Source organism: Cyclobacterium salsum (genome assembly GCF_010119245.1).
GTDB lineage: Bacteria > Bacteroidota > Bacteroidia > Cytophagales > Cyclobacteriaceae > Cyclobacterium > Cyclobacterium salsum.
Window position 1 is genome coordinate 14164 of the sequence record NZ_WNKG01000003.1, and the last position, 20477, is coordinate 34640.

Below are 20477 nucleotides of genomic sequence, written 5' to 3' on the forward strand. Positions count from 1 at the left end.
GCTTATGGTTAAGGAACTACTATTGGCCCGACACGGGCAGGCGGAAGCTCCCTCTTTCGCAGTGGACGATAAGGACAGGAAACTGACTTCTGCCGGTATGCAACAATTACAGCGGCTGGGGAAATTGCTGGCCATCAACCGTCAAGCCTGCGATTACCTGGTCCACAGTCCTGCAACACGCTGCCGGCATACGGCCGAGATCCTTGCGCGGGAATTGAAAGTCAAAACCCTGGTTTCCGTTTCCAGTATCTATCGGGCCGGGCGGGAAGAATTGCTACGGGTAATCACTGATTTTCCTCCGGGCGTAAATCATGGGATCCTGGTAGGGCATAACCCTGCCATTAGTCAGATGGCCGCCTACCTTACCGGCGAATCCCACCTGGTATTCTCTCCCGGGATGATGGCACGCATACATTTTCAGGAGCTGGATTGGGTCGCGGTATCCAAAGATGCAGGTACCCTGGAGGAAATCCTGCAATAACCCACTTCAGGTTTCTTCGGTTATTTTTCAATTCGTTCAATACAATCCACACACATGTCAGATAGAAATGCGCCTATTACTAATTTTGACCCAAATGGCTTGGGGATCTCAGGAAAATTGTTTGGACTTCCCTTCGAGCCCGAAAACAGCCAATTGACGATACTACCCGTGCCCTGGGAGGTGACGGTGTCTTACAGCTCGGGTACGGCAAGGGGAGCCGCAGCCATTCTTGAAGCTTCCGTTCAGGTGGATTTGTTTCAAGAAGACATCCGCGATGCCTGGAAGCTGGGAATCTCCATGCTGCCGATAGATCAGGATATCGAAGCAGCAAATAACAAGTACCGATTTCTGGCCGAAAACTACATCCAATGGTTGCAGGCCGGTTCGCAGCCGGATCAGGACGAACGTTTTGCAGCCGTTCCGGAAATTATCAACGGTGCCTGCCGGGAAATGAACGATTGGGTGTACCGGCAGGCAAAAGGTCAATTGGATCAAGGCAAATTGGTGGGCTTACTGGGTGGGGACCATAGCACCCCCTTAGGCCTGGTCCAGGCCCTGGCAGAACGAGACGAAGCTTTTGGTATCCTGCAAATCGATGCGCACGCCGATTTGCGGACGGCTTACGAAGGCTTCGAATTTTCCCATGCGTCGATTGCCCACAATTTTCTAAAAATACCGCAGCTGCAGCGACTGGTACAGGTTGGGGTTCGGGATTTCTGCGAACAGGAATGGAATCTCAGCCAAGCCGATGCCCGTTGCCGGATGTTTACCGACAGCAATTTAAAGGAGCAATTGTTCCGGGGCAAAACCTGGGATACCCTTTGCCAGGAAATCATCGCAGAATTGCCGGAGCAGGTATACCTTAGCGTCGATATAGACGGGTTAATTCCCCAGTTGTGTCCGAATACTGGCACCCCGGTGCCCGGTGGACTGGATTACCAGCAACTGATGCATTTAATTAAATTGTTGGTCACATCCGGCAGGAAACTAATTGGATTTGACCTGGTAGAAGTAGCACCTGGTACGGATGGAGGGGAATGGGATGCCAACGTCGGTGCCCGTGTCTTATACCGGATCGCCAATCTGGCCGCCGTCTCGCAGGGCAAGTTGGATTGGGCTTAGTGAAAAAATCCCTCCCGATCAGTGTCGGGAGCGATTTAAGAACGTAATCCCAGTTAATCTAAATTTCCTTTCCTGTGACAAGAGAAAATCCGGCGCAATATTCCGATATTTGCTGCTCAATTTTTTTCTGATGAAAAAGCGCGTTCCTTTCTGGCAATTAATCAGCGAATCCATTCGGGGTAAGGAGCAGGACTATACCCGTATCTCCATAAAAACGGGGATTGTGCTGCTGGCGGTTCCCATGATTCTGGAAATGATCATGGAATCCCTGTTTGCCGTGGTGGACATATTTTTTGTAGGCAGGCTGGGAGAGGACGCCGTGGCCACAGTGGGACTTACCGAGGCCGTACTCACCATTATTTATTCGCTGGGAGTGGGCATCAGTATGGCTGGAACGGCCATGGTGGCCCGCCGCTTTGGTGAGAAAAACTATAAGCGGGCCGGTACCGTTGCTTTTCAATTGCTGCTGGTAGGCGTGGTCGCCTCCCTGGCGTTGGGGATGGGAGGATACGTTTACTCCGGGGAAATACTGGCCATCATGGGAGCGGAATTGGAGGTGTTGCAAATAGGAACGGCCTATACGGAAATCATTTTTGCTGGAAATACGGCCATTATGCTCTTGTTTCTAATCAACGGGATTTTCAGGGGTGCCGGTGCGCCCCATCTGGCCATGCGGGCACTTTGGATTTCCAATGGCTTGAACATCGTTTTGGACCCCCTGTTGATTTTTGGCCTGGGTTCCTTCGAAGGCTTTGGCCTGGTAGGTGCTGCCTGGGCCACCACCATCGGAAGAAGTGTGGGCGTGCTGTACCAGGTATACCATTTGGTGAACGGCAAGCACCGCCTGGTCATTGGCCGGCAAAACCTGAAAGTTCGTTGGGTAACCCTTCAGAAAATCATTCGCATATCCGTCGGGGGAATGGGGCAGTTTCTGGTGGATTCGGCTGCCTGGATCGTGCTTACCCGAATCGCCGCAGAGTTTGGCAGTGCTGCGGTGGCCGGATATACCATTGCCTTCCGGATTTTGCTCTTTAGCCTGATGCCAGCCTGGGGGCTCTCCTCGGCTGCTGCCACGCTGGTGGGGCAGAACCTGGGGGCTGGGAAAGCCTTCCGGGCAGAACTTGCTACCTACCTGACAGCCCGCTACAACTTTATCTTCCTGGCCTGCGTCACCCTTGTTTACCTGCTGTTTGCAGATAGTCTGGCCGGCATATTTGTGCAAGGAGAGGAAGTGAGGGAAATTGCCGCTACTGGATTAAAAGTAACCGTTTTGGGGTATATCTTTTACGCGGTGGGCATGGTCATGGTACAAGCTTTTAATGGCGCTGGAGATACCAGAACCCCTGCTTATATCAATGTGGGAGTGTTTTGGTTGCTGGAAATCCCCATGGCTTATGTCCTGGCAATTACCTTCCATTTGGGTACGCTGGGAATTTTTAGCACGATTGCTTTTTGCCATTCCCTTCATGCTGTAATTGCGTTATGGTTTTTTAGAAAAGGGCGGTGGAAGTTTGCGAAGGCCTGAGCGTATTGAGAGAGGGGCTGACTTTGAGAAATGGAGACAAAGGGGCTGAGTGATTAAGAGAGGGGGAGACGGAGTGACTTTGATTCAGTGGGACTTATAGACAGTGACATGATCGGCGCCCGTGGTTCCTGAGCTTGTCGGACTTTGACGGGCTCAGCCTAAAAAGGAAGCAGAGTCGGACTTCGACAGGCCCAGCGTAAAAAGGCATGATGTGGTGATTGGATGAGCTGACAGTGGCGTCACTGCGAGAATTAACATTTTAAAAAACGCAGAAATCGGGATGACGGTATAATTTTGAAGTGATTATATCATATTGAAAACCAAATACTTATAAAATACGTCATCGGTAGGGTGCAGACGTGAATTAATTCGAATGGTAGTGAACACTCCAGCACCCGCGGCAGTCTGTCGGGGTATGTGCTCGTCACTCGATCTCTATTTCATTTCTAGGACCTACTTGTGGATACGCTTCGGTTCAGATTGCTTCGCTGCGCTCGCAATGACGGTAAGGAGACTAAGAGATGCTGGGACGTAGGGACTTAGCGAGGGGGAGGGGCTTGGCTGCCACAGATAGCGAATAGGTGACGAACAAAAAAACAACCAAAGCCATTACCCGTTGACTTGTCCTCCTGAAACAAACGACGACGGGGTAAAAACAAAACTACCGATCGTTCAGCAGATCGGTAGTTAGGTTAGGTAAAATAGGTATTGATAAGGTAAATAGCTTTGTGAGTTATATCCTTTCAACAATGTAAAGCTAACCAATACGAATGGATTCGGGGGTACTCATTTGTAACCAAATAGGGTATAAAATGTTGCATTGGGCCGAAAAAGGCTGTTCGTTGATTCTGATTGACTTTTGAAAATGGCTAGAATTCGTTTTGAGCTGCTTGCAAAAAAAGCCGACTTACAGGACGAAAGTCGGCTTTGATGTTAATTTGATGAATTAACTCAGGGGTTTAATACCCCTCATTTTGTTCAAGAAAACCGGGGGACCCGCTGGCTGCATCAATTACTCCTTGAGGAATGGGGTATAGCCTGCGGATTGGATTGGAGCTGCTTTTATCAATCCAGGCATTTTCCCATTTTCCAAAGCGGATGGCATCCGTTCGAGCCAGCATTTCGGTGTAGAGTTCGAAGGTTCGCTCCCGGTGAATGATATCAAGGTCTACCTCGCTAAGAAGCTCCGCTCCCCTCGCGGTGCGCAGGGCATTCAAGTCCGCCAAAGCGGCTACCGGATTTCCATTTCTGAATTGGCCTTCGGCTCGCATCAGGTACACGTCACCCATTCTTAAAATGGGAAGGTTTACCCGGCTGCAGCATTGTCCGGTTTGGGCTTCAGGATCGAAGTCGATTTTAAAGGCTCTGGGACCGTTGCTATGCCCCCTGTTGTCACCCAGATCGACTTCGATGGTATACACTACATCTTCACCGGTACGGGTTCGGTTGACCAGTTTTTCGATAACCAGCTCCCCATCCGGCGTGCGTTTGAAGCGGTTGCTCTCGTCCAAAACGATGCCGTACTGCTGACCGAATTGGATGCCTCGGTTCCAACGAAAATCGGATTCCGGGATGGATCCGCCATCAGGCAAATTGCGTTGAAAGAAACGGGGATCTTCGTGATTTCCTTCCCATTTGTTAAAGAAATCGGTTGTCAGGGACACGCCATCGCTGCCCACGGCAAGGATATTGGTCAGAGAGCCGTGGCGGCTTCTGGAAGAGCCAAACCAGGCAAGCCGATTGGAACCACCGGTTGCCAGCCGTTGATCAAAAGCAAAGACATGCTCGGGATGGTCGTGGTTGTCCACGTTCCAGATAGAAAAATAGTCCTCCATTTCTAGCGCATAGTCTCCAGAATCGATAATCTGGCTGGTTAAACTAATAACTTCAGTCATATCTGATTCATCAAAGGTAAATGTGGAGGCATACCGGTCACTGTAGACGGCTTTGTTGAGCAAAAGGCGGGCTTTTATTCCCCAGGCGGCTGCCTTTGAAAACCGTACCGATCCGACCTCTGCCCGGCTGCCCAGCGCAGGCTCTGCCGCATCCAGTTCAGTTAAAATAAAATCAATGGCATCCGCTCCCCGGAGAACCCGGGATAATTGCGGAGTTCCCACGTCTTCCGGTAGTTTTTCAAATGAAACACCGTAAAGGTCCAACAGGTGAAGGTTATAAAAGGCACCCATGGCACGGGCCTCGGCAAGGTACCGATCGGGACCATTGATTTCTTCCAGCGTTTGTCGGGCACCGGCAGCACGGGCCACGCCCTGGGTCAGGTGAGACCAAACGTCCCGAACAGTACTGTGAAATGGCGTCCAACTGTGCTGGTGCATTTCAATGAATATGCCCCCATCAAACCAGTCAGTGCCTCCCCGGAATGGTACAATGGATTCATCTGAGGCAATGGATTGAAGGTTAAACAGCCAATTGTGCTGCCCATAAGTGGAGTTTAACCGGGCATAAACCGGAGCCATCACCAGATCGGGTGCTTCCGGTGCCTCCAAGACGCCTGTGCCTACTGCTGTGTCCAGTATTTCTTCGGATAAATCCGTACATCCGAAGCTAAGAAGTCCTATAAACAAGAGTTTACTAATATTTTTCATGTGGATGGTGAGTTAGAAAGTACAGCTTAGTCCTAAAATAATCGTTCTGGCCGTGGGGTATCGCGTACCGTCGATTCCGGTAGACACAAAGCCTCCGTTTGAGCGGGGCGTATCGACTTCAGGATCGAAACCGGGGTAGTTGGTAAAGGTCAAGAGGTTTTGGCCGGTTAGGGAGAGACGTAACTTTTGAAGCCAGTCTATTCCCATTGTATTAAAGGAATACCCCAAACTTGCGTTGTTCAGGCGTAGGAAATCTCCGTCGTGTATAAATCGGGTGGAGGGAGAGGCCGAGTTGGTACGGCTTTCCTCCGGAAAATCCAGCACGTTCGTGGAGACGTTGTTTCCGGCGACCAGTCGAGGCAGGTTGAAATAGGCATTTTCATCGTTCCAATAGATCTGATTTCCGGCGACCCCGTTAAAATTCAAAACCAGGTCGAGGTTTTTGTACACGAGGCTACTGTAAAAACCGAAGGTACTCGTGGGTAAACCCGATCCGCCGTTAACAAAATCAGCATCGGTAATCAAACCGTCCCCATCCAGGTCTCTGAAGCGGTTGTTTCCGGCTTCATCAAAACCGATCCAATCGTGCACCCAAAAGGTTCCGACCGGTAGCTCGTTCAGGAAACCATTTACCTGTACCCCGGAAAGGCCGGGGCCACCAATCCCTCCGGTACGCAATATGGTGACAGGAAGATTGGTGACATTGTTTCGCAAGAAACTGATGTTTCCTCCCAGGTCCATGGTGAAATCCCTACCGAGGTCTTTTCGGTAGCCCAGGGAAATTTCAATTCCGGAATTTTCGATTTCCATGGGATAGTTGCTCCAAAAGGAAGAAGTCGCCACAATGGGATCCACTCCTGTTTGGGTTTCCCATAGGATATCACTGGAGATTTTCCGGAAAACATCCACCGTCCCGTAGAGGGATTCATTTAGAAAACCAAAGTCCACCCCTACATTGGTTTGAGAGGAAACTTCCCATTTGATGCCCGGATTCTGGAGTCGCACAAAGTTAATCCCCGGAGATACGGGTGCGTTAGGCCCCAAACCTAAGGCATAACCTGATCCGGAGCCGGTATTGACGGTCAGCAACTGTTGGGTAATGTAGGAGGGAATGTCCTGATTCCCCGTTTGTCCCCAGCCAGCTCTCATTCTCAGAGAGGACAAGGAAGAACTGGACTTCAGAAACTCCTCGTTGGATAGCTGCCAGGCAGCGGAAAAGGAGGGAAATATTCCGTACCTATTATCGCCCCCAAACCGGGAGGATCCATCCGCCCGAACCGTACCCGTGAAATAATACTTTTCGTCAAAATTGTAATTGACTCTACTGAAGAAAGATTGCAATTCATTTACGGAAGCCCCTCCGCCAGGGCGGTTATTTCCGATGGTTAAATCTGAGCCAATGCCCGGATTTCTGTAGGCTTCTATTTCGGTAGTAGCAAAATTATTAATGGTCCAATACCGGAACGAATTAGTGAACTCTTGATAGGAATAGCCAAGCAACACGTTGAAATCATGGGATCCACCATCCAGAGCAAACTGGTAACTCAGGAAACTTTCGGTAAGAAAATTACCATTTTCATTGCTGCTGTCCTGTAGTCTGCCCCCTGGATGAGGAAGCCGCTGCACCGAATGGCGGCTGATTTGGCTGATGCGAGAGCCGGTGGCATTATCCACGGCTACATTCAGTTTGTAGGTCAATCCCCGGGTGATTTCAAAACCCAGATCGATATTGCCTAGCACGCGGTTTACCTTCGCAAAATCCGTGTAAATCTCCATCATCATCAGAGGGTTGATTCCTTCTGGAAACAAAAAGGTGGACCCGTCCGGGTTTCGGGTAGGATAGGTCGGATTGGCTGTCAGGGCATTGGATAGGGCATCTCCTCCCACTCCGGCATTATCACCAATGGGCGGGGAGTCGGTTCGGGTATGACTAGTGGTCAAATTGATGCCTAAACTTAGCCTGTCATTGATAAAAGACTGGTTCATGTTCATCCGGGCTGTATACCTTTTCATAGCACTCTGCTTTACCACACCTTCCTGATCAAGCGCGCTGAGGGAGGCATAAAAGCTTCCATTTTTCGTCACCCCACCGTAGGATACATTGTGGTCGTGCGTAAAAGAGGACCGGAAGATTTCATCCTGCCAGAAAGTGGAAGCGGATCCAATATTGCTCGGATCCCCAAACTCATTGGTAAAGTCGGTGAATTGATCTGCATGGAGTACGTCGATGGTTTTATTTACCCTTCCGAAGGAAAAATTGCTGTTGTAATTCAATTGTGGGCTTAGGCCAGCTCCTTTTTTAGTGGTAATAAGCACGACACCGTTGGCTCCGCGAGACCCATAGATAGCAGTGGCAGAGGCATCTTTCAGCACGTCAATCGATTGGATGTCATTGGGATTTAAAAAGTTTAAAGGGTTGGAGGGTGCAGAAGACGATGCCCCCAGGTCTGCCCCGCTTGTGGTAGGCGAAGAATTATCCAGGGCTACTCCGTCTACGACGTAAAGTGGCCCGCTACCACTTCGTACTGTTCCGGGACCTCGAATGGTCAGTTTCATGGCAGCACCCGGAGCACCACTGGAAGCCGTGACGTTCACACCGGCAATCTTACCTTGCAGCAATTGTTCCGGAGAAACAATGACACCTCGGTTAAAACTTTCTTCTTTTAGCGATCCGACCGATCCGGTCAGATCCGATTTACGCTGAAAACCGTATCCTACTACCACGACTTCTTGCATGATGGATTGGTCCGGAACCAGGTTAACGGTCAGGGAATTTTGATTGTTTACCTCCAGTCGTGAAGATTGGTATCCAATAAAGGACACGACCAGAACCTCGTTTCCCCTTACATCCAGGGAAAAGTTTCCGTCAATATCCGTAACAGTACCTCGCGTGGTACCCTCTACAGTAATAGTGGCCCCCGGAAGCGGCGACTGATTTTCGTCATATACATTGCCAGTCAGCGTGGTGTTTTGCGCAAACAGGCAGGGAGTCGAAATAAACAGGAACAGCAGTAGTCCCAACAGTATGTGTGTAATGGACCGGCTGGGTGGGTCCGATAAGTTCTGATTCATTGGTTTTGTGAAAAGGGTAAATGATTACTTAAAGTTCTTTGGATGGATGGTAAAGAGTAAATGAAGTGCTGGATGGTCCTTGGTAAATCTTTTAAGAGGTGTCAAAATAGGCCATTTCTGGGTTGGTTAAGGAAGCGAATAAATAATATAGCAAGCCATTAATTATTTTTCAACCAGGCTGGATTTACTGGTGAAAAAAAAATATTATTTCAGAGATAAGTAGGGAAACTTTAAATCAGTAAAGGAATATATTTTCCAATATAAGTATTTTATTAATCGAATGTACAATAATTATGGATATTAAACGTTATCTGTGATTTACGTTATTATTGCGTAACTATTAAGCGTTTAACTGGAGAAGCATCAAAAAGTTAAAGGCTAGGATTTCCAAGGGTTTCCCAAGCAATAAAAATCGGGGGATTATCTAAATTGAGTATTAGTAAACCGTGGTCAACACCACCAATCGATCTTGTTCGGAAAGAACGATCTTTCGGTTCTTGTCCGGATTGAGGAGCAGGTGGTTTTTTCTGCGTGGTTTCGGCTGCAGGGCCAGGCCAAGGGCTGTTTCTCCATGGGATGCTGCCAGGGATTCGATTTCATGGAAAGCGATTTCTCCGGGGGAAATGCCATAGGTGCAGATTTCTCTAAAAATAATTTCCGCTCCTCCTACGGTAAATAATTCGTTATAAATACTACTTAGCTCCCGCTGCAGGGCAATACCTGCCAGCAGGTGACTTAATACCATCGGGCTGATAATTACCTCACTTTGATAGCGCCGGATCAGGGATTCATTGCTGGGATCTGCCAGTTCAAGCAATACCGAAGGTCTTTTTTTGGCTTTTTCCAATACTTCCTCCAGTAAAACATACCCTACCATGGTACGGGCATCGGCCTCTTCCTCCTCTTCCATGCGGTCGCTACTGATCATCAGTATGTGGTCAAAGGTTTCGGCTCCGGTTTTTTGGATTTCCGACTCCCGGATATAATCGGCTACCACATGTTCGAGTGAAACCCTATTAGGGTTTTCTTTTAGAAACTGCAGTTCCTTTTCCCTTTCCATGACGGGTCGCATGGCCACCAGGCGGACAAAGTAGGTCTCCTCTTCGTAAGAACATAATTCCTTGATCAGGGAAGGGACATGCTCATTCCAACCCAAAATCAACACCCGGATGGTTTCGCTCGTTTCCTCGGGTGCTAATGGGGATCGAAGGAACGAAGTAGGTACCTCTTTGGAAAGGGAAGCGGTTTTCCAAACCAGGTCCTCAGAATTCCGGGCCATTACCACTAGCCGCTCCCCCTTTTCCAGAATGTGACTTTCTGGAATATTCAACTTCGGAATGTATCGATCCGATGAATTGCTTACTACCCCCATCACGACGGCTTTGGTAAAAGCTTTTTTTATACTTCCCAGGGAATACCCGATGAGATCGGGGAAGTTTTGGCAAAAAAGGTTGTTGTTTACGATCTGGGACAGGATTTCATTGTAAACTTCCGAAAGCCCCGGATGCCGGATATTCTGCGCCATCAACCTGCTGATAATGGTATTGCTACCGACTACCTCCAGGGGCCCCGAGTAAGCTCTGTACGCGGCCTTTACCTTATATTCATCCTGAATTTCAGCTACCACATAGGGTAATTTATGTCTCCGATGTAGGCTGGCTTCTGCATTGAGGGAAAGCAGGCATTTAATGGTTTCAATATCCGGACTGATCAGCTCCCGTTTGCCATAAGCCAAACTGGGAATAATGATGGCTGAGGCATTCAGGCTGTCTACCCGGCGCAGGTGTTCCCGGTCTATTGCCAGCCCGGTGCGTAAAACAATTTCATTCGCCCGTTTCCCGATGATGGGATGGTCTTTAAGTTCCTGCAATTGGAAAGGCCCGACTTCTTCCGAAAGGATAATTAGTTGTAGTTTTCGGGCACCAAAACGAATTAAAAATCGCTTGATTCTTCCTACCGACTGAAAAATTTCCGCTGCGATATGGATGGTACGGTTGGACCAACCCAGAATCAATAGGTGGTTATTTGCCGTGACCGGAGTCAGTCCCTGCTCCAGATGCCGGATCTTTCGGTTCATCCAGGTAGTAATGATGGCGACCAGCGAACCCAGAAACACCACGTAACCGGCAACGGTGATCAGCGTGGAAATAAACCGCCGCCAGCCTCCCTCATCATCCCCCAGGTAACCGGGATCGGAAAGGCGTAAAAAGGCCCACCAAACCGATTCTCCAAAGGTGGAAGTGGGAGGTCCGGATGGCATGACCAAAAGCCCCCCGACCAGGGATATGAGCCCAATAAAAGCCGCGACCAGTAACAGCTGGAATTGGGCACCTTTTACCAATTGCCGTTCAAGGGTGAAAAGAATCTTTTGGCGAATACGGAGTTTTTTGAGTGGCATAGGGGTAGTTAAAGGTGGTTGGTTTTTCTGCCCCAATATACCTAATTCATCAGATTAAACGAATCGGTTTTAGCACCAGATCTCGTTCCACCCCAAATCCCATTATTTTTAACTCGAATTCGTGCATAGCGGGAAAGCAGCGTTATAGGGTGTCCTGTCGCTAAGAATAAATCTAATCAGGGATTGTCCGTCGTATCCGCCTCTTCCTGCTCCTTATCCAGTAGCTTGAAATTTTTCACCTGCTTTCCTTTCAATTGCTTTTGCCAACGCTCCAGGAGGGGCTTTTCCAGGCTAAATTCCCGGTATTCATCCGGATTCATGATGGGAATGCCTTTTACAATGGGGTACATCCGTTTGCATTGCGCACAATACAGCCAACCCTCTTCTATCGTACCATCCAGGTCCTCGGTAATTCGCGTCAATTCCAAATCCGATCGGTCAAAGGGACAACATAATTTTTCAATCGTTGTTAACTTCATTACTTTTTTTCGTTTTAAGTAGGTATGAAAACTGTTCCATGGCTTTTGCCGGGTTGGCTTGTCCCATGATGCCGGAGATCAGGGCCAGTCCCTGGTGGGGTATGGATGCCAATTCGCCGAGGTTGTCCGTCCGGATTCCCCCTGCCAAAAAAAACGGTAAGTTGCTGCATTCAGCCGCTTTCCGAAGGGTGCCCTTGCTGACCAATTCACAAGCTCCCGCATTGGCAGAAGGGAATACCGAACAGAAGGAGAGGTAGTCGAAACCCTTTTCTTCTGCTTTTTGAAGCAAGGACAAATCATTTGTACAGGTCAGTCCCAGGAGGGTATTTTTCGGCAAACGCTTTCTGATAGGAGTAAAATCGGCAGGAATTTGATCAAAATGAACCCCATCGAGTGCCGTTTTATTTACCCATTCCCAGGAATTATTGATCAAAACCGGAAAGAGATAGGGATTGGCCAACTCACAAACATTCTCAATGAATGCTCTTGCATCCTGTTCCGGGCTAAAATGATCCCAAATTTGTACGGCAATGAGCGGATACTGAAACACCCCTTTTAAATCCTGAAACAATTCCTCTTCGGGTTTTGCCTGTGGGTCAAGGACCAGGTAGATTCCTTTTTCGGAGCTTAGGTTTAGTCTTTTCATTTCCATCCTTGTTTGCTGGCTTGAAAAAAGGCCGCCCAGTACGGATCTTTTTTCTGATAAACGAGTGCGTTGCCCTGGCCATTTTCTGCTAGCACCATGCCCTGGCTGGCATCGGTCAATTCTCCTACTGCTGCGCAGGGGATACCCGCTGATAGTAGCCTTTCCTCCACCGATGCGGCATTTTCCTTTTTGCAGGCAATGATCATGGAGCCCGCCCCAATACAATGCAGGGGGTCCAAATCAAAAACATCACAGACAGCAGCCTGCGCGGGTCCAACCGGAAGTTTGTCTTTGTCTAGATGCACGCCACAACCGGCAGCGGTTGCCAATTCGTAAATGGCTCCCAGTATTCCTCCTTCGGTGACATCGTGCATGGCGGTAACATCGCTAGCGGTTCCTTTTGCCTCCAGGCCATCTTGCAGAGAGGAAGTATCATAGAAAGCGCCATAGGCCGCTAGGTATCGTTCCCGGCCTATCCGATTCTGGATGGTTTCCGGAAAACTCATCGCCAGAATGGCAGCAGAAGAAATGGCCGCCGATTTGGTCACCAGCAGTACCTCGCCTGCCTGTGCTTTGTCAGCGGTCAGCGCTTGATCAGCGGGAAGAATGCTGATAAAGGTACCCCCTCCGGCGATGGTAGAATTTTGCCCGGCAACAAATCCGGTATGCCCGCCGGTGATGGCCATGCCCATTTTCTGGCAAAAAGTGTGGATATGCTCCCAGTAGGTTTTAAAATCCTCCTGGCTAAACTCAGCAGGAAGGTTTAACACAAATTGACCGTATTGAGGGGCAAAGCCAGTGGTAGCCATGTCATTGGCCATCAATTGCACCGATAGCCAGGCGGACTCCTGCAATCCCAAACCGGGGATCAGCGATAGGGGATCGCTGGTTAGGGCCATGACCTGATTTCCAGGCAAGGCCACCAACGATACATCCAGGCCAAAACCCGGTTTCACCAGCACTTCCGGCCGTTTTTCTCCGCATCTTGAGGCGATAAAGGTCTCCAGAAACGTTTCATCTATTTTTCCAATCGTATTGCTCATTCGTCATGTAGTTGTATGTATAATCCAAAGAAATCGCCATAAGGTATTCGCCACTGCTGTACCGGAAACCACTTGGGCAGGCCGGTGCAGCTCCATTCGATGGTATAAGATCTTCCTTTTAAGGCTTCCTCGATTAATGCTATTAGTTTTTCAGGGGTATAAAAGGTAGCCGTCACATAGAAAGGGTTCTTTCCGAAGAGTTGCTGAACTCTGCGCCTTAGTACCTTTGGCGAATTGCGGTTCATCATGCCCATGGCAATGCCATACCGGGCCACCCTTGCCGCTTCCCGGATAACCCGTACCGGGTCTTGGTAATATTCGAAAGTGGTGATAAAAGCCAGGGCATCAAATGTATTGTCCTTGAAGGGCATGTGATGGGAATCGGCCATGACCAGATCCCCTTCAAAAAGGTGGATGGCCTGTGAAAGCATCAATGGGGAAATGTCCCCTCCCGAGGCTTCAATGCCGATCTCTTTCCACCAGCGGGTAAACCGGGTGGTGCCGCAGCCAAACTCTAGTAGCGTTTGGATCCGCTTGTCTTTGGAGACCAACTGCTCCATTACCTTTTTTTGCCAGATTTCGGCCCGCTTGTACCGGCCTTCGTACCAAAGTTCGTAGGTATCGGTATGTTTCCGGTTAAAAAACCATTCCGGCCGGTTTTGCCAGTTTTGCTGTTGTTGGGGGATCAGTTCTCCTCCTGCCTTTTTTATTTCCATAGTTGCATTAACATAAAAATTCCATCCGATTGGACTGGCCAAAGGAATGGAGCGGCAACTAACACGATGGAAATTTGGCTGGCTAGCATCCCTACGTTGGCATTATCCAAATCAGGTTTCGGGTTTGATCTCAGCCTGACATTCATCAAGCACCCCGTGCGATTATTTCAATAGTCAAAAGTATTCAATTTATCCGGTGAAGCAAATAATTGGCTTTTTTTTAACAAATGACTCCTTCTTTTTTGATTCACCCAAAAAACATGGCTCTACAATTTTTTATCTTTTCAGAAAATACTTATTATTCCTAAAGCATTGAAAAGAAACCCCTTAACCCATGACTGTTGTATCGAAATTTCTTACTTGGAAAAAAGGAAATGCCCATGTTTCCTGGGCACTATTACGCCTGGTGACCCAGGTAGTTTTCAACCGGGACAATGTACCCAAACACATCGAAATCCTTGATGATACCCTGACCAATCACTGCTCCCGGCAAAAACGAAGTCGCTGGGTAAGAACGATCAATTTTCTGGTCACCCCGCGCGTTGTGCGGAGGTTGATAGAGAATAGGCTGAACAAAAACATGGCAACGCACGAGCGGGTGGTGCTATCCCTGGATAAAGAATTGACCCAGGAGGACATCTTTTCAAAAGATAAAAAAGTTCGGCAAAAATGGGGTAATTGGTACGGCAACCATTTTTCCGAACCCCTGCGGTTTTTTGTACCAGGCAACGGCGAATACGAGCATTTTTCGCCTAAAAATGAAGCTTGCACCGGATACGATTACCAGGGGCTGGAAGAAGTGGTGGAATTGGTTAAGCTGGCTGAAAAAAACGACAAAAAAATCCGGGCCGTAGGTTCAGGCCATGCGCTGACAGCCGTGGCGCAATGCGAGGATTACCTGGTTTGCACCCAGCACATGAACATGACCCAACGGCCTGCCGAGGACTGTATTAAGGAGGCGTACCGGGTTGGCTTTGAAGTGACGGTTAATTACGAAAACAAGAAACGCAAGGAAAGGCATTTCCTGTTTGAAACCGGGGGCGGAACCAAAATCAGGCATTTGATCCAGGCACTGACCTATCATGGGTTTGCCCTGATCAATCAGGGCGGATCCAGCATCCAATCCATTTCCGGTGCCATTGCTACCTCCACCCACGGATCAGGAATCGGTATTGGTCCGGTTTCAGCATTTGTAAAATCCATCACCGTGGTCGGAAAAGGAGGGAAGGTCTTTCGCGTAGAACCTACCGATGGGGTCACCGACCCGGAGCTATTCGCCAAGGATAAAATGGCTATCAAACACAAAATAACCCTGATTCAGGACGACGAGAAATTCAATGCGGTCATGGTGGGCATCGGCTCGGTGGGCATTATTTTTTCCATGATCCTGGAGGCCCAGCCGGAATACCGGCTTATGGAAGAACGAATCATGCGAAATTGGGAGGATGTCAAAGCGGAAATGCAACAGGATATGTATCGATATATTAATGCCCACAGGCATTTTGAGGTACTGATCAACCCTTACCGGGACATGGAAGCGGGAACGGAAGAAGAGCGAAAACGAAAATGCCTGGTAACCACCCGGAATTACAGCCAGCAGCAACACGAAAAGCACCATGCGGGAAGGGAGCGGAATTACATTTCTACTTTTATATCAGGCATTGCCATTTCAGGAAGACTTTCTCCCTGGGTGTTTAATAAGAACCATTTATCGATCCCCCGGATGACGAACAACTCCATAAAAAGACTGGTGGACCATACCGGAGATGAGGGGGGAGGCTTCGAAGACCTGGCGAGAAACGTTCTGGATCAGGGCCTGGGAGAACTGAAGTTCTATGGGTATGCCATCGAGTTTGGATTTCCCCTGGACAAGGTTTTTGAGGCAGTAAACCTGATTATTCGGGTTTGTGAGGAGTCTCAGCGCTACGATCACCTGCTGGCCGCTCCGTTTTCCCTGCGTTTTGTAAAACAATGTCCGGCGCATTTGTCCATGATGCAGCAGTCTGATATGTGCATGATTGAGTTGGTAAGCGTCAAAGGGGTTACGGGCAGTCTGCCATTGTTCATGCGACTGGAGCGGGAGCTACTCGCTGCGGGCGCCATACCGCATTGGGGGCTATCGGTAGAACCCTGGCACCGGGAAATGGTAGAAAAAGCCTTTCCCGGATTCAACGACTGGGAAAAAGAACAGGAGTTTTTTGGAGGGGCCACCTTCCGAAATGCTTTTCTGGAGCGGATCAAACAATCGTAACGGTCAGGGATTAGTTCACGTTCGGATTTACAGTATCCAAAACCCTTGCCTTCACTTTCACTATTCAATATATTGATTTATTGATAGTTACGTAACAAAATCCCCCTTGTCAAGGGGGAATTGTAACCGGTTGGGATTACTGAATTCATAAACCTTGCCGTCATTCAGCCCAACTACATCACGCAATTTCAGCAAAAAATTTCCATTTCAGCAAATCCCCCTTTTCCAAAGGGGGTTGGGGGATTTAGGGACGGAAATCACAGAAAATTACAATCTCAAAAACGGAATGACTCGAAAAAATCCCCCTTGCCCTCCGCCGCGGAGGGAATTGTAACCGTTTGGGATTACTGAATTCATAAACTACCTATTCCGGAAAGCCGCCAATTCTTTGTAAACCCTTCTTCTGGCCCGGTTGATGCCGCCGACCGGCGCATGGTCTGCCAGTCCTATCCAGGGTGAAAATTCCATTTTTTCTCCCAGAGCGTTCCTTTCGGGAGTATCAAATTCCTGTACGGGAAGGGTTAAGGTGGCCAAGGGGATCAAATCTGCTTTCCAGGCCTTTGACGTATTTTCCAGGGGATGTTGGTCTTCATTTTTATGAAGTTGAATGGAAAGGGTGAACGCATGAATTTTCCTCTTGCAGTCTTCCACCAGTTGCTCTTTTAGAAAGGAATCTGATTTTTCTTTTTCCAGGGTGTAACCGAGAGAGGGATCATGAGGGCTTAAGACAAATTTGACAAATGAATCCGGGCCAAAGCGAAAAGCTCCTCCGGAAAAATAGGTTTGGGAAAGCAGGTTTTCGTGTTTGGCCGAATATTTCAGGGTAAGGTAGATGCTCCGCCAATGTTTTGGGTGGATCGCAAATCGTAGTTGTTCCCAAAAACCAAATAAGACGGCTCGAATGGCTTTTCGATACAACCGAATGTTCCAGGCCGAAAGAATGGGGCTGGTTGTTAATAAAAAGTTTTGGGTAGGCACCCCAATCGGGTCTTCTTCCAGCATTTCTCCATCCACATCGAGTACCTTGATGGCCAGCCCTCTCCCGGATGCTGGTTTGTCGGATTGTACTTTGGGGGGCGCATTGGACAAGCGAATCCAGGCTTCATAACGTTTGGTTTCCTTGAATAATCCCTTCCGGAGGGCTTCGGGGATATCTGGCTTTATGGTTAAGCTCCCTTTCAGCAAGCCATGCATTTTAGGATGAAAATTTCTCCGGATGGAACCCTGGGGATATTCCTTTTTGAGGAATTCTTTCATATCCCCCAACAAATCCTGAATGTCTTTTTCTTCTTCGGGTGTATAGAAATCAGTCATTTTCAGTCAGGTATTGCAGTGCCCGGATTCCGGGAAAGAAGAAATAGGCCCCGCCTTTGATATGCGTAAAATTAGGTAAACTCCTGTGTATTTTCCTTACCGGATATTCCGGAATGCTGAACGAATCCGTCTTTCGGCGTTCGTTTTGATAGTGATTGCCGATAATGGGATCCGCATCGTTTTCCAATCCTCCGAATTTATGAAAGTTCACCCAGTTGTTTTGGACAAATTCAAATTGCCTCCGGATATCGGTGACCAGGCAGATAAAATGCAGGCCTCTTTCTTTCCCGTCATCGGGCTTTTGCATGATTATTTCCGGATCTAGTTCCGGCGTTAGTGGAGGTCCGTAGGGTCTGCCCTTTCGTAGCATCCGGTGTTTGGCAGCCATTTCCCGGGAATCTTTTCTACTTTTCTCGGTGACCAGGTGATCCCGGGGATTGGTACGGCGTATATGAGCACCAATGGGACATTTCAATCCCGCTTTATCCTGCTCCCAGTATTCAAAGTCATTGGTATCAGACTGGGAAGGGTCCGGCTGGAACGGGCAAAGGGTCAATGGGGAACCGTCTGGCCATCGGCCGACCATTTTACTGGCCAGACCAATCGCTGCGGATGGGTCGGTGCTGTTGGCTTTCATATACTCCCAAAAAATGGGTACATGTTGTTTCATCTGCCTGAACACGAGGTAGCAGCCATTTTTTCCCAGGTCCTTCAGGTTAGAATCATCCCGGTGTTCAGGAAGCCTGTTGTTGGGGTCCAACTGCGGCGGAACCGTCGGCGAGGGGGCAAGTTCATCGTAGAGATTATCGTACCCCATGATAAACTCTCCGGCGGGAAAGGTGGTGTCCGGATCCTGGGGCGGTTGGGATAGCAATTCCCGGATGATGGGTCTGGAGATATCATCCCGAAACCCAAAATGTTCTTTTTGGCCTTGCAGCAGGCCGGTGGGTAGCGCGTGCAGTTCTGTGACGCCTTTCGCATTCGAAAGCTGCCGAATGCCGGCCAGGGTTTCGTTCAATTGATTTTCATCCTTTCCGTAAACCAGCAGGAGAAAATGCAAGGGTTCGTTTCCCCAATCCCAATGTGGGGGGGCATTTTCGCCGGTATCGCCCAGAACGAATTGCCGCTGCAATTCAGCCATGCCTTCCTTAAACTCCCGGCAAAAGCTATCCAGCACGGGGGCTGGGAGCTCCAAAAAGGCCAATCCCTCGTAGGTAAACGCCAGGTGCAAGGCTTCATTTTCAGGCTTTTCTGAGGCTGGGGTGATTTTTGGGATAAGTTGCCGGATAAATTCCAGTGTTTCTTCGCGCTGGCTTCCAGTATACAGCAGGTATTTGGCACTAGGCAGGTTCCCGTATCCGCGAACCAACAAGCCTTGAATGTCTTCTTTTTCCAGTTTACTCATGGTCAAATGGTTAACAGCCAGTCTTTGATGGCCGGATCATCCATCTTTTTGAAAAGCCCCTCTCGGAAAGCCCTGTTTCGTTTCAGGTTTTCCACACTCAAATTTCGATTATGGCTGTACCAAAACTGGGTGATTTTTTGATGGGCGCGGACACCTTTCATGTATTCGCTTCGGTGATTGTATTGCTTGTGCACCAACCAGCGGGTCGCCGGGAAACCAAAAGCGTGGCTAAATATTACGGCCATGTTCATGGACCTCCGTTCACTATCTACAAAATCATGCGCATAGGCTTCGGATAAATTATCAAAATTGGCGATAAAAACGAGTCGTTTGCCTTTATCCATTTGTAGCCATCGGGCGGTATGCACGGTGGGGATGTAGGCAAAATAGGCCACCAAGCCGACCAACTTCAGGGTAAGGGCCAGAAAAACCCTTCGGACCCAGCCTTTTTTCAAAGGGGCGATGACAGTCATTTCGTTAATTACCGGGTTGGTTTCCAAGGCTACAATCTCCCGCACTTTTTCATCGGAAAGTTCAGGCGAGGGTTCGTGGGGATTGTTTTCATTAAGCCGAAGCAATAAAAAAAGGGCACCTGTTACCAGCAGGAAGGCAGGGAAGATCCAGGCCAGCCACCTGAAAAGCAAGGCATCAGTAAATAGCAAGGCAATCAGGGATACGATGGAAGCAAGCATCATCAGCCCAAAGGCGGCCAGAGGCCAAAGCATCTGAACTTTGTTTTGGCTACTAAAAGGAATACCGCCTGAGGCCCAATGTAGTTTGGGATGGCTGGAGACGAAGGATTCGATGGCTTTCTTGACGGCAGTGGGTTCACTGGCCGGGCCCAATGATTCCTGTTTTTGCATGTAGGAGAGCACCTCGGATTTCAACTGGGCTTCCTGATCCACTTCAGCAGTGCTGATGAATTTGAAACCCGAATAAAAAGTATTGGGAATGCTTTTCTGATTTAAAAATTGAACTAATTTTTCTTCGCTGGGTTCCCCGGAAGGAAATTCAACACTTTGACTAAATACTTGTCTGAGTTGGGGGGCTAAAAAAGCGGCCAATTCTTTGAGGTGCCGGGATTTGCTTCCGACGTAACTGGTCAGCAATAGTATTCGTGCCGGCAGGGTTTCCTGGTCTTGATAAAGCTGAGTGGGCAGGGTAAGCCAGCTGATAAAGAAGGTGCCAGGTAAGGATTTTTGGTATTTTTCCTGATAGAGGCGGAGGTCTTTCCGGTATTCCGACAGCAGCCCGTTTACATAGGGAATTTTTTGTTCGTCCAGCGTGACGGTAACGGTAAGGCCTTTGTGTACTGTGGACATACGCACGAAACTATTTTTTATCCAATATATAAAATTAAAATTAGGTTTTGAAATTCAGCGCTGCAAAAATCTTTGTTGATACGGGAAATTTTTCCATGAA

At 48.6% G+C, this 20477-nt stretch carries 14 protein-coding genes and 1 riboswitch; of the genes, 4 read left to right on the forward strand and 10 right to left on the reverse strand.

Going from position 1 to position 20477, the window contains the following annotated elements; translation table 11 throughout:
• The first annotated feature begins 4 nt into the window (after positions 1 to 4).
• From GJS45_RS05675 to GJS45_RS05685, 3 genes are all read left to right on the forward strand, one after another.
• Positions 5 to 481 (forward strand): SixA phosphatase family protein, encoded by a 477-nt coding sequence (locus GJS45_RS05675; RefSeq protein ID WP_162340511.1) that lies wholly within the window; start codon positions 5 to 7, stop codon positions 479 to 481.
• 54 nt (positions 482 to 535) lie between these two features.
• The gene (locus GJS45_RS05680; RefSeq protein ID WP_162340512.1) at positions 536 to 1603 is read left to right on the forward strand and encodes an agmatinase family protein; all 1068 of its coding nucleotides are present in this window, start codon (positions 536 to 538) and stop codon (positions 1601 to 1603) included.
• Positions 1604 to 1733: 130 nt separating this feature from the next.
• Positions 1734 to 3128, forward strand: coding sequence for an MATE family efflux transporter (locus tag GJS45_RS05685; RefSeq protein ID WP_162340513.1), 1395 nt, complete (start codon positions 1734 to 1736; stop codon positions 3126 to 3128).
• A gap of 959 nt (positions 3129 to 4087) precedes the next feature.
• On the opposite strand, the gene GJS45_RS05690 is transcribed toward GJS45_RS05685, so the two are convergent.
• The 7 genes from GJS45_RS05690 to GJS45_RS05720 all read right to left on the reverse strand — a co-directional run bounded on the left by GJS45_RS05690 (position 4088) and on the right by GJS45_RS05720 (position 14085).
• The gene (locus tag GJS45_RS05690; protein ID WP_162340514.1) at positions 4088 to 5731 is read right to left on the reverse strand and encodes a RagB/SusD family nutrient uptake outer membrane protein; all 1644 of its coding nucleotides are present in this window, start codon (positions 5729 to 5731) and stop codon (positions 4088 to 4090) included.
• A 12-nt stretch (positions 5732 to 5743) separates the two neighbouring features.
• On the reverse strand, positions 5744 to 8803 hold the full coding sequence (locus tag GJS45_RS05695) for a SusC/RagA family TonB-linked outer membrane protein (protein ID WP_162340515.1): 3060 nt from the start codon (positions 8801 to 8803) through the stop codon (positions 5744 to 5746).
• A 436-nt stretch (positions 8804 to 9239) separates the two neighbouring features.
• Positions 9240 to 11201, reverse strand: a complete 1962-nt coding sequence (locus tag GJS45_RS05700; protein WP_162340516.1) for a CASTOR/POLLUX-related putative ion channel — start codon at positions 11199 to 11201, stop codon at positions 9240 to 9242.
• Between the two features lie 176 nt (positions 11202 to 11377).
• Entirely contained in the window at positions 11378 to 11680 is a 303-nt protein-coding gene (locus GJS45_RS05705) for a Trm112 family protein (protein WP_162340517.1), read from the reverse strand.
• Positions 11661 to 12326 carry a thiamine phosphate synthase gene (locus GJS45_RS05710; RefSeq protein WP_162340518.1) on the reverse strand — a complete coding sequence of 222 codons (666 nt, stop codon included), beginning with the start codon at positions 12324 to 12326 and terminating at the stop codon, positions 11661 to 11663. The genes GJS45_RS05705 and GJS45_RS05710 overlap by 20 nt, the downstream gene beginning before the upstream one ends.
• On the reverse strand, positions 12323 to 13369 hold the full coding sequence (locus tag GJS45_RS05715) for an AIR synthase-related protein (protein WP_162340519.1): 1047 nt from the start codon (positions 13367 to 13369) through the stop codon (positions 12323 to 12325). The genes GJS45_RS05710 and GJS45_RS05715 overlap by 4 nt, the downstream gene beginning before the upstream one ends.
• Positions 13366 to 14085 (reverse strand): class I SAM-dependent methyltransferase, encoded by a 720-nt coding sequence (locus tag GJS45_RS05720; RefSeq protein WP_162340520.1) that lies wholly within the window; start codon positions 14083 to 14085, stop codon positions 13366 to 13368. Before GJS45_RS05720 ends, GJS45_RS05715 begins: the two co-directional genes overlap by 4 nt.
• Positions 14086 to 14156: 71 nt before the next feature.
• Positions 14157 to 14252, reverse strand: a riboswitch (TPP riboswitch).
• 167 nt (positions 14253 to 14419) lie between these two features.
• Here GJS45_RS05720 and GJS45_RS05725 point away from each other — a divergent pair.
• Positions 14420 to 16336: a D-arabinono-1,4-lactone oxidase gene (locus GJS45_RS05725; protein WP_162340521.1), complete on the forward strand. Its 1917-nt coding sequence runs from the start codon at positions 14420 to 14422 to the stop codon at positions 16334 to 16336.
• A gap of 360 nt (positions 16337 to 16696) precedes the next feature.
• Here the strand turns inward: GJS45_RS05725 and GJS45_RS05730 are convergent, their stop codons facing one another.
• Genes GJS45_RS05730 through GJS45_RS05740 form a run of 3 tightly spaced genes read right to left on the reverse strand, consistent with a single transcriptional unit; the run spans position 16697 to position 20377 of the window.
• Positions 16697 to 17650, reverse strand: coding sequence for a catalase family protein (locus GJS45_RS05730; protein WP_162340522.1), 954 nt, complete (start codon positions 17648 to 17650; stop codon positions 16697 to 16699).
• Positions 17643 to 19055, reverse strand: a complete 1413-nt coding sequence (locus GJS45_RS05735) for a Dyp-type peroxidase (protein ID WP_162340523.1) — start codon at positions 19053 to 19055, stop codon at positions 17643 to 17645. Before GJS45_RS05735 ends, GJS45_RS05730 begins: the two co-directional genes overlap by 8 nt.
• A 2-nt stretch (positions 19056 to 19057) precedes the next feature.
• Positions 19058 to 20377 carry a peroxidase gene (locus GJS45_RS05740; protein WP_162340524.1) on the reverse strand — a complete coding sequence of 440 codons (1320 nt, stop codon included), beginning with the start codon at positions 20375 to 20377 and terminating at the stop codon, positions 19058 to 19060.
• Positions 20378 to 20477 lie beyond the last annotated feature (100 nt).